Here is a 9483-nt window from a genome sequence, read left to right as displayed (position 1 = left end):
GGGCTAGCCCAGACAGCTTAACCTCTGGATCTCTAGTTATCAATGAACTTGTTGCACTTGACTTGACAATGTGCGATTTATTACTTTCTTCTCTCCAGCACCACTATCTGATCATAGTCTGCCTCATGATATGAACGATGACTAATATGAATGACCGTTGTCCTCTCCAAGTCAGGCAGGGCTTGTTCCACCATGGCAAAGGTCCGATCATCTAAACCTGAAAGGGATTCATCTAGGAGCAAGACAGGTTTGTGGAGCAAGAGGGTCCGCACCAAGGCCAAGCGTTGTTGTTGCCCACCTGAAAGAGTTGATTCTGCATCAAATAGCTCACTTTCCAACTGCTGACGACTTGCAAAACGTTGTCCCAAGCCTACCAACTGCAACCAAGTAAGAACCTCCAACTCGTCAATATCCCTTCCCAAACTAATATTCTCCCAGATGCTGGCATGGAAGAGTTTCACTTTTTGTGGCAGAAAGGCAAGATTAGCTTGAACCACCTCTTCTACCACTTCCTTCAAAGGCTGCCCATTCAGATAGACCCCTTCATCACCCTGACCCATTTGTCCCATCAGGAGGTAAGCTAAGGTCGATTTACCTACGCCGCTCTCTCCCTGAATCAGATACTTCTTCCCAGGCTCAAAGTTTAGACTCAACCCCGAAAACAAGGGAGTTCCCTCTACAGAAAAAGAAAGATTGCGCACCTGAAGAGAGGTGAATGGGTGTTTGATTTTTTTGGAAAAAGGCGGAGCTGATTCCTGTTTTAAGAGCTGTTCACGTAGATTACGAACAGAAGCCATATCTGCGATAGACGATGCAATCAAACTAATCGGCATGGTCAATTCTAAAGAAATACTATAAATTGCCACCAAGGCTCCTACTGTCATTTGACCTGCCAAAATCCTTTGACCTCCCAAAAAGAGAATCAGAACCGTCAATAGATAGAAGAACAAACCAGATAGGACATTCAACAAGGCTGACAGAAAAGCCCTCCGGTCTTCCAGTTGATAGATTCGTTTGTATTGATCATTTGTCTTGTCAGAAAAAATACTGGCTACGATTGGCATTTTTGATAATGGCTAGACCTGAAAGGAGGTCATTGAGCAGAATCTGATAGACAGCCTTCTCCCGCGAGATGGCCTCCTGAACCCTTTGCCGACTATTTTGAAAAAGGTAGGGTAGCCCAATCGGTACCAAGGTCAAAAGCAGGATTGCTATGGATACCTGGCTATCCAAACCAAAGAGAGCCAGACAGGCAAACAAGAAGGACACCACTCCTTGATAGAGGGAAAACAGGGTATCATAGTAGAGTTCCTTGACCATCTCGCTATCATTATGAATAGCTGAAACCCGTTCCGCTACTTCTGATTGCTTGAGCAAGCTGGGCCCCTGCAAAAAACGATTGACTAGAGTAGCCTGAATCTTGTAACCAACCCTATTCAAAAATCGCTGATTGCAGACTTGACGAACAAACTCTGCCACCAGCATCAAGCATAAAATCCCAAGCAACTGCCAAATCTGTACAATAAAACCAGCCCTATCCCCACTAGTTAAACTATCGGTTATTCCTGCTATCTGGTAGTTAAAGAGCACGTTTAATCCTGCTACCAAGCTAATCGCCACCAATGTCGCTATAAAATGAAGATTCCTCACTCCTTCCCCCTCCTTTTCCTAGATCACTCATTGCACATATTAAAAAGCTTAACAGAATCCACCAATTCGTCAAGCCTTGCTCCAAAAAGTTGAGCATCCTAAGGGTGCTCAACTCAAATGCGCTTGTCAATACTTATTTGCTTTCATTCTCAACTGCAGCTGTGACAAAGGCAGTATAGAGTCCTTCAGGACGATTTGGTCGAGATTGGAGTTCTGGGTGATACTGACAGGCCACAAAGAACTTGTTCTCAGGAATTTCAACAATCTCAACCAAGCGGTTGTCTGGCGATACACCAGAGAAGACAAAACCAGCTTCTTCAAATTGCTGACGGAAGTCATTGTTAAACTCGTAGCGGTGGCGGTGGCGACGCTGGACAACTTCTTGGTTGTCATAGGCTGCAGCAGCCTTGGAGCCTCGTTTGAGCTTGCTTGGATAGAGGCCAAGGCGGAGGGTACCGCCCAAGTCTTCCACGCCAATTTGATCACGCATGATGTCAATGATTGGGTATTTGGTTTCTGGATCCAACTCAAAACTATTGGCTCCATCTAACCCAAGAACGTGGCGAGCAAATTCCACACAGGTCAACTGCATGCCCAAGCAGACGCCTAACATAGGCACATCATTCTCACGCGCATAGCGAATGGCTTGAATTTTTCCTTCGGTACCGCGTTGACCAAAGCCACCAGGTACGATGATTCCCTGGGCTTGTCCAAGTCGGTCAGCTACATTTTCTGCTGTCAGGTCGTTGGCATTGACCCAATCCAACTCAATCGCAGCATCGTTGGCATAGCCAGAGTGTTTCAAGGCTTCTACAACTGAAATGTAGGCATCTTGGAGTTCGACGTATTTTCCAACAAGGGCAATCTTAACTGTTTTCTTGAGGTTCAATACCTTGTCAACCATGGCAGACCAGTCTGTCATATCAGCTGGTGGCACATCCAATTTCAAATGGTCACAGACAATCTGGTCCATATTTTGTACCTGCATGTTGAGCGGGATTTGATAAAGATGCTCCACATCGAGTGACTCAATAACCGCCTCCGGTGCCACATCGCAGAACTGGGCTAATTTATTTTTAATCCCTTGGCCGGCTGGCGCTTCTGTACGAATGACCAACATGTTGGGCTGAATGCCCAATCCGCGCAATTCTTTGACCGAATGTTGGGTCGGCTTGGTTTTCATTTCCCCAGCCGCCTTGAGATAGGGCAAGAGCGTCGTGTGAATATACATGACATTGTCCGCGCCCACGTCTGCTTTCATCTGACGCAGAGCCTCAAGGAAAGGCAGACTTTCAATATCACCGACAGTTCCACCGACTTCTGTAATAATCACATCGGCATCTGTTGTCCGAGCAGCGCGTTTAATTTTATCCTTCAAAGCATCCGTTATATGTGGAATAACCTGCACAGTAGCCCCAAGGTATTCGCCCTTGCGTTCTTTTCGAAGGACTTCGCTATAAATTTTCCCTGTTGTCACGTTGGAATATTTATTAAGATTGATGTCAATAAACCGCTCATAATGTCCCAAATCCAAGTCCGTTTCCGCACCGTCATCCGTAACAAACACTTCACCATGCTGGTAAGGGCTCATCGTCCCTGGGTCAATATTGATATAGGGATCAAATTTCTGAATGGTCACCTTGAGACCACGATTTTTCAACAAACGACCCAGACTTGCCGCCACAATTCCTTTACCAATCGACGAAACCACACCACCAGTTACAAAAATATATTTTGTCATGCAAACTCCTTTCCTCTACTCATGTCGCATGGAGGGGGTAAGCAACATGAAGAAAAAACAAAAATAGCTCCCTATCAACTAGGGAGCCCAGACCTCAAAAGAGGTGCCCGATAATATACTAACTCAATTCGATGCGTTTGTCAATCTTGAACTTAGTCTTCTGTCGACTCGTCGTCAGAATAGTCGTCATCTTCTTCACCAACATCAACTTCTTCATCATCTGTCAATTCCTCATCGAGGATAATTTCATTGATTTCTGAGTCGTATGATTCTACTTCATCCTTCTCATCATCTGGATTTTCATCATCGTATTCTGAACCAGGCTTGTCTTCGTAATCATCTTCATCTTCTGGATCATCGTTGCCATAATCGATAGCATCCTCATCACCATCCATGAAGGCATTGACACGTTTTTTCTTACGTTTTGGCGCATCTTCATCATCTTCTTCGAGAGTAATAACTTCCTCATCAATCTCATCGATGGCATACCATGAACGAAGACCCCATTTGTTTTCGCCTAGCGGAATGAAACTACCGTCCACATTCAAGTCAGAATAGAAAGTTGGCAAGGCTGCACGAATCTCACTGTTTGATTTTTCTAAATAATTCTGTATTTCATTGACCAAGTCATTGAAATACATTTCATTGTCACGTCCACGTTCTTCCAAAATAGCACGAGCTACTTCAATCATGGAAAGTTCGCTTTTTTCTTGTCCTGCAAATACGTTAAGTTCCAAGGCTTTTCTCCTTTTTTGTCTTTCCTTTCTATTTTACGCTAAAAAAAGCAAATAGTCAAAGATAATCTTTATCGTTTTTCTGTAAAAAAATACCTGCAGAGCTCAGCGCTACAGGTATTTTGTTTACTATACTTGTTCTTCTAAACTTGGAAGGGAGATTGTCCGTTTGACCCCATCCTTATCTACAAGTCGAACAACTTTGCTTGCTGCATCATATTCGAAAGCTTCAAAAGAAACTCTGTAACGGTCTGAGAGTGTGACCAGACTTTGTTCAAAGGTTTTGAAGTCCATGCCAAACTCTTCTGCTCTTCGTTTTAATTCTTCTGTAAACTCGTCAATTTCCTCGGTTTCCTCAGAAATAATTTCTTCATCACTTTCTTCCGTCTCTGTTTCTTCTGTCGATTCAGATGGTGTATTTGGTGTAAATACTCCCCAGCCATCGTCTGAAACTGGGCGTTCTTGTGGATTAGTCATGTAGTATTTAACCGTTGCTAGGAAATCTGCTAGACTATACCCTTCAGGACTTCTTGCACTACCTTGGTCAAACCATTTAAAGGATACATAGTGATAGTGATCTTGATGCGGAATTACCAGAGTCCCGTTACGTACTTCGGTCGCATAGCCAGCATTGTAGGTCAGTGCTTCGAAAGGAACGACTTTCTTCGCTTCAACTCGGTTGTAAATTTCCTCTGCTGTTTCTTTGGCAACTTGCGGCTGTTCTGGCGTTGTTGTCTCGCCTGCACTTGCTTCTGTTTCAATTGGTACAGGTGTTGACGGTGAACTAGAATTAGATTTCTCACGTTGAGCCACCATAGCCTCTGCTGGGATTAGCTCGCTTAAGTAATTCAAATCACTCTTGTTAATCCGACGGTAACCATCTGTAATCACACGTGGGATGCGATAGTTATCCGTACCTATTTTCACTTTGGGATCTAATAGGTCTGCTGGATCAAAAATATAGCCATCTTTTGTTGTGTATTTCCCTGCAGACTTAGCTTCAGCCAGTTCTGTTGCAGAGTGAACAATCTGCCAGTTTTTCAACCCTTCACGTTTTTCAATCGGTGTAACATTTTTAGCCAGTATTTCTGCATCACGCTGGTCCAAGAGAGCCTGGACTGCCGCCAACTCCTGGTCTGACAGCTCTTTTTTGGCGATAGATCGGAGGGAACCACCGGTCGCCCGTGGCAGGCTGAAGGCGCCGCTGAAGATAAAGCTGGCCGGATCCAGGACGTCCTCTGGGGTAAAGATATAGCCGTCGTTGGTAGCAAAGCGGCCCTGGGCGCGTGCTGCTGCCACTTCCTCAGCCGTGTGGATAATCTGCCAGTTTTTCAGGCCGGTACGCTGAGCCTGGTCGGTCGCATTGGCAATCGGTTTCAGGGCATTTGGATCCATGACATCATCGCCATGACCTGCTGTGGTCCAAGCTGCAGGACGAACCTCTGGGTGCTGCATAATGTAACGAATGGTCGCGATCTGCTCCTTGCTCAGCCAGCTATAAGGCAGGATGTGGATATGGTCGATATGGGGAATGACAAAGGACTCGCCTGTATCGTAGGTCGCGTTGGCTCCCTTCATTGGGATCTTGTCAATGCTGACGTGCATAGCTGGTGCCAAATCTCCAGCAACCTGTGGAGCCGTGTCAAAGCGGTAGTCCTTGTCCAGTTCCATCAGGCGCAATTCTGCAAAGGAAATTTTCATCAGGTCCAATTCATCTCGGCTGTAACGGTAGCTTTTGCCGTCCAGCTGAACTTGGTAGAAGACCTTGCCTGCCTCAAGCCGCTTGCCAGTCACGGCTTGCGGATCAAAGACTGGTTTGTTTACGCTCGTATCAACTGGACTTGGTTGAGTCGGTTGTTCAGGAAGAGCTGGTTGGCTTGGCAGGACTGGAAGTGTCGGCGCCGTCGGCTGACTTGGTTTTGGAGTGGCTGGTTTATTAGCAGGCTTAGTATTTCCTGTCAAGCCTTGCTTTTCCCGAACCCATTCTTCGACTTGCTTGATTTCAAAGTCTTCTAATTCGCCAAAGCCGATATAGTGGAAATGGTCGCCGTGGCTACCAATCAAGCCCTGGTCATCAACAGATGTGATGCTGGCCTTGCTGAAGGTGTAGCCGTCGCTGGTGAAATAGACCTTGCCATCCAATCCCTTGCCGTAGGCAGGGATGCGACGACCTAGATAGGTAACAAATGGCTGGTTAGTGGCTTGGGAATCAGTAGGACCTGGTTTTGGTGCAGGACTTGGCTGGGCTTGATGAGGGGGATTGGCTGGTGTGGCTGGCTGGGTTGTGCCTGTCGGATAGTCAGTCCGCGTCGGATGGGTAGCTGTATGCCCTGAGCCTGCTCTGCTATTTTCCCCAATCATCCGAGCAATCTGAGCCTCCAGTGGCGACATCTGGCTGTAAGGGATGAAATGATAGTGGTCGCCGTGGGGGATGATGACGCCGGCAGCGGTCTTTTTACTAATCATGCGTGGGTCAAAGACCAGACCGTCGGCCTCTACATGGCGCTGGGAGAGCGGTGTAGCATCCAGCTGGGCCAAGAGGCTGTTCAAGTCTTGACCTGAGTGGCTTGAAAGGGCGGTCGAGCCAGTCTGGCCCTGAGACGGGTAAGTGGCCTTGGTCGACTGACCCTTGTTTGAGGACTTGCCGTCAATAGAGGCCTGGGCTGCCTGTAACTCGGACGGAGACAAGTCCTTCTTAGGAATAAAATGGAAGTGGCTACCGTGAGGCACGATGAAGCCGTCTCCCGTGTCCTCAATCACATCAGTAGGGTTGAAGACATAGCCGTCATCGGTCTTATAGCGACCATCTGCTGTCCGGCCGCCACCAGCCTCCTGATAGGCCCTGTCAGAAGAGGATACACCCTTCTGTCTCTGAACTTCCTCCTTGGTTCGCACATTTTTCTGCTGCTTTTTATCTTTGAGATAGAGGTAATACTGGCCATCTACCTTAATCACATAGCCATCCTGGACTTCATTGACAATGTGGTTGTCTTGGAGGACATAGGCTGGGTCGGTCATAATCAGCTCTTCGCTGAAAATCGCGTCGAAGGGCACCTTGCCATTGTAGTAATGGAAATGGTCACCGTGAGAAGTCACATAGCTCTGGTCGGTGATTTTGACCACAATCTGCTCGGCGTCGATATTTTCCTTGGCAGAAACTTCCTCTGGCGTCAACTGTTCAGCCAGCATACTCTTTTCTGTCTGGCTGTCTTCGATGTAGGCTACTCGGTTCTTGCTGTCTTCCGTGGCTTGGTAACGTCCCAGCTGGTAGCTACAAATGCTCATGCCCAGAACCAGGGCGGCTACTGAACCAACTAATTTCTTGTTTTTCATGTTTTCTCCTTTACTGTAATTCCTTGGCGAGGGTGTCTAAGACGGCATCTAGATTTTCCAGATAGGTTAGATTGTTTTCTGGATCTGCCTCAAGCGGGTCCAAGATTTTCAGGTCAACACCTGTGGAGCTCTTCAAGGTCTGGGCCAGCTTGTCTGACTTGCCCTTTTCCACAAAAATGGTTTTGACATCGTAGGTATCGACAAATTCCTTGATTTCTGCCAATTCTCGTGGATTAGGCTCTTCCTCTGACACACCAGCTATGCCCAGTTGCTGGAGGCCGTAGCGCTTAGCCATATAGGAAAAGGCTGTGTGCTGGGTGACGAAGGTCTTGGATCTTGTTTTTTCAAAGATAGGCTTGTATTTGTCTGCCAAATCCTGGTATTGCTGCTGGAGCTTGCTGGCATTTTCGTTGTAGTAACTAGCCCGCTCAGGGTCTGCCTCAGCCAGTAAATTACCAATCAAGACCGCCTCCTGCCCCACCAGAACTGGGTCCAACCAGGTATGGGGGTCGTATAGACTGGCCTCGTCCATGCCCTCTGTCGCCTCCACATCCTCCAGACCAGGAACTCGCTGTAGCTCTAAACCACTGGAGGCCTCCAGGACCTTGACCTTGGAACCTTGCACATTCGGCTCCAGGCGACCGGCCCAGGACTCCAAAATCTTAGAATGGTAGATAAAGACATCTGCGTCGTATATTCCCTTGACATCTGCTGGCGAGGGCTCATAAGAATGAATCCCATTTCTGGAGCCAATCATACGGATGTCATTGTAGTCACCAGAAATTTCCTTAACCAGTGAATAAATTGGGTAAAAGGAAGTCACAATCCGCAGACCAGATTGGACTTGGCTAGACTGGCTCTGCTGGCCACAGGCCGAGAGGACTAGTAGCATGAGTGATAAAAAGAGATATTTCATCCACTTCATTAGATTTCTCCTTGTTTTTTCGTTAACCAGTTAACTATAACATAAAAATAGTTAACTGGTCAAGTATTTTTAATAAAAAAGACAAAACAGTTGTTAACTGTTCTGTCTGATGGATATTATAATTCTGCAATCTGGCTCAAATTCACTTCTGCAATGGTATCATTACCAAACATGGAGATAACCATCTTAACCTTGTTATTATCGATTTCAGTGATTTTACCAGTGTAGTCTGTGAAGGCACCGTCAATGATGCGGACTGTGTCGCCCACCTTGACATCGATATCTCCTTGGACTGTTTGTCCCATAGATACCAGGATTTGGCGGATTTCTTCTTCTAAGAGTGGAGTTGGTTTGGAACGATTACCGTGAGAACCCACGAAACCTGTAACGTTTGGCGTATTACGAACCACGAACCAAGCCTCGTCAGTCATGACCATCTCTACCAAGACATAACCTGGGAAGCGATTTTCTTCCACTTCTTTCTTCTCGCCGTTCTTTTCTACCTGAACCGTCTGGGTTGGGATTTCCACGCGCAAGATGTTTTCCAACATATTGTAGGTATGCGCACGTTGGAGAAGGTTTTCTTTTACCTTGTTCTCGTATCCTGAATAGGTTTGTAGAACAAACCAGCCTTTATCAAAACTATCGTACATAGTCGTTCCTTTCTTTTGAAAGCTGTATTGAAGACGCTAAAAAAAGCCCGAAGGCTTTCGCTTTTCTTTATTATACCACTTCCATTTTACAAATGGCAAGTATTTTACTAGAAAAGATTGATCAAGCTCATCAAGCCCTTGGACAAAATGAGGTCAAATATATACACAAGTACCACGAAGAAGGCTGTGTATTCTACGACTGAGAAGAAATCTTTCCAACTCTGCTTGCGCGTTGGCCAGGCAGTGTCTTTTAAAATACGGAAAATATCTGCGACGAATTTCACCTGCTACTCCTATCTAGTTTCCTTGTGGACCGTATACTGACCACAGTGTTTACAAAATTTATTTACTTCTAACCGTGTTGGCTTGGGATTGCTCGATAGGGAAATAGAATAGTTACGAGATCCACAAACTGTACAAGCTAGGCTTGCTTTTTTTAGTGCCATA

9 protein-coding genes are annotated in these 9483 nt (G+C 46.2%); all 9 read right to left on the bottom strand.

The window, feature by feature from the left end; genetic code table 11:
• Window positions 1-80: 80 nt before the first annotated feature.
• Complete coding sequence (locus ACHBIE_RS07440) at window positions 81-1064, bottom strand: ATP-binding cassette domain-containing protein (protein ID WP_394733070.1); 984 nt, start codon at window positions 1062-1064, stop codon at window positions 81-83.
• Window positions 1036-1650 carry an ABC transporter transmembrane domain-containing protein gene (locus tag ACHBIE_RS07435; RefSeq protein WP_394733069.1) on the bottom strand — a complete coding sequence of 205 codons (615 nt, stop codon included), beginning with the start codon at window positions 1648-1650 and terminating at the stop codon, window positions 1036-1038. The genes ACHBIE_RS07440 and ACHBIE_RS07435 overlap by 29 nt, the downstream gene beginning before the upstream one ends.
• Window positions 1651-1783: 133 nt before the next feature.
• Window positions 1784-3391 (bottom strand): CTP synthase, encoded by a 1608-nt coding sequence (locus ACHBIE_RS07430; RefSeq protein WP_394733068.1) that lies wholly within the window; start codon window positions 3389-3391, stop codon window positions 1784-1786.
• A 152-nt stretch (window positions 3392-3543) separates the two neighbouring features.
• Entirely contained in the window at window positions 3544-4128 is a 585-nt protein-coding gene (gene rpoE, locus ACHBIE_RS07425) for a DNA-directed RNA polymerase subunit delta (RefSeq protein WP_394733067.1), read from the bottom strand.
• Window positions 4129-4254: 126 nt separating this feature from the next.
• The gene (locus tag ACHBIE_RS07420) at window positions 4255-7410 is read right to left on the bottom strand and encodes a pneumococcal-type histidine triad protein (protein WP_394733073.1); all 3156 of its coding nucleotides are present in this window, start codon (window positions 7408-7410) and stop codon (window positions 4255-4257) included.
• Between the two features lie 58 nt (window positions 7411-7468).
• A complete protein-coding gene (locus tag ACHBIE_RS07415; RefSeq protein ID WP_394731623.1) occupies window positions 7469-8383 on the bottom strand; it encodes a metal ABC transporter solute-binding protein, Zn/Mn family in 915 nt (304 codons plus the stop codon).
• 116 nt (window positions 8384-8499) lie between these two features.
• Window positions 8500-9036 (bottom strand): transcription termination/antitermination protein NusG, encoded by a 537-nt coding sequence (gene nusG / locus ACHBIE_RS07410; RefSeq protein WP_105111755.1) that lies wholly within the window; start codon window positions 9034-9036, stop codon window positions 8500-8502.
• A 107-nt stretch (window positions 9037-9143) separates the two neighbouring features.
• Window positions 9144-9320: a preprotein translocase subunit SecE gene (gene secE, locus ACHBIE_RS07405; RefSeq protein WP_105111754.1), complete on the bottom strand. Its 177-nt coding sequence runs from the start codon at window positions 9318-9320 to the stop codon at window positions 9144-9146.
• A gap of 9 nt (window positions 9321-9329) precedes the next feature.
• Entirely contained in the window at window positions 9330-9482 is a 153-nt protein-coding gene (gene rpmG / locus ACHBIE_RS07400; RefSeq protein ID WP_002940258.1) for a 50S ribosomal protein L33, read from the bottom strand.
• Window position 9483: the final 1 nt, after the last annotated feature.

It is taken from the genome of Streptococcus sp. A23 (assembly GCF_043674155.1).
Classification (GTDB): domain Bacteria; phylum Bacillota; class Bacilli; order Lactobacillales; family Streptococcaceae; genus Streptococcus; species Streptococcus suis_V.
The sequence above is the reverse complement of the archived record's forward strand: the minus strand, read 5'-3'. Positions and strand labels throughout refer to the sequence as shown.

Bases quoted from the DNA above. Each gene is read 5' to 3' on its own strand.
- ACHBIE_RS07440 (WP_394733070.1), bottom strand. From the start codon at position 1,064: ATGCCAATCGTAGCCAGTATTTTTTCTGACAAGACAAATGATCAATAC.
- ACHBIE_RS07430 (WP_394733068.1), bottom strand. From the start codon at position 3,391: ATGACAAAATATATTTTTGTAACTGGTGGTGTGGTTTCGTCGATTGGT.
- ACHBIE_RS07420 (WP_394733073.1), bottom strand. From the start codon at position 7,410: ATGAGCATTTGTAGCTACCAGCTGGGACGTTACCAAGCCACGGAAGAC.
- ACHBIE_RS07415 (WP_394731623.1), bottom strand. From the start codon at position 8,383: ATGAAGTGGATGAAATATCTCTTTTTATCACTCATGCTACTAGTCCTC.
- nusG (WP_105111755.1), bottom strand. From the start codon at position 9,036: ATGTACGATAGTTTTGATAAAGGCTGGTTTGTTCTACAAACCTATTCA.
- rpmG (WP_002940258.1), bottom strand. From the start codon at position 9,482: ATGGCACTAAAAAAAGCAAGCCTAGCTTGTACAGTTTGTGGATCTCGT.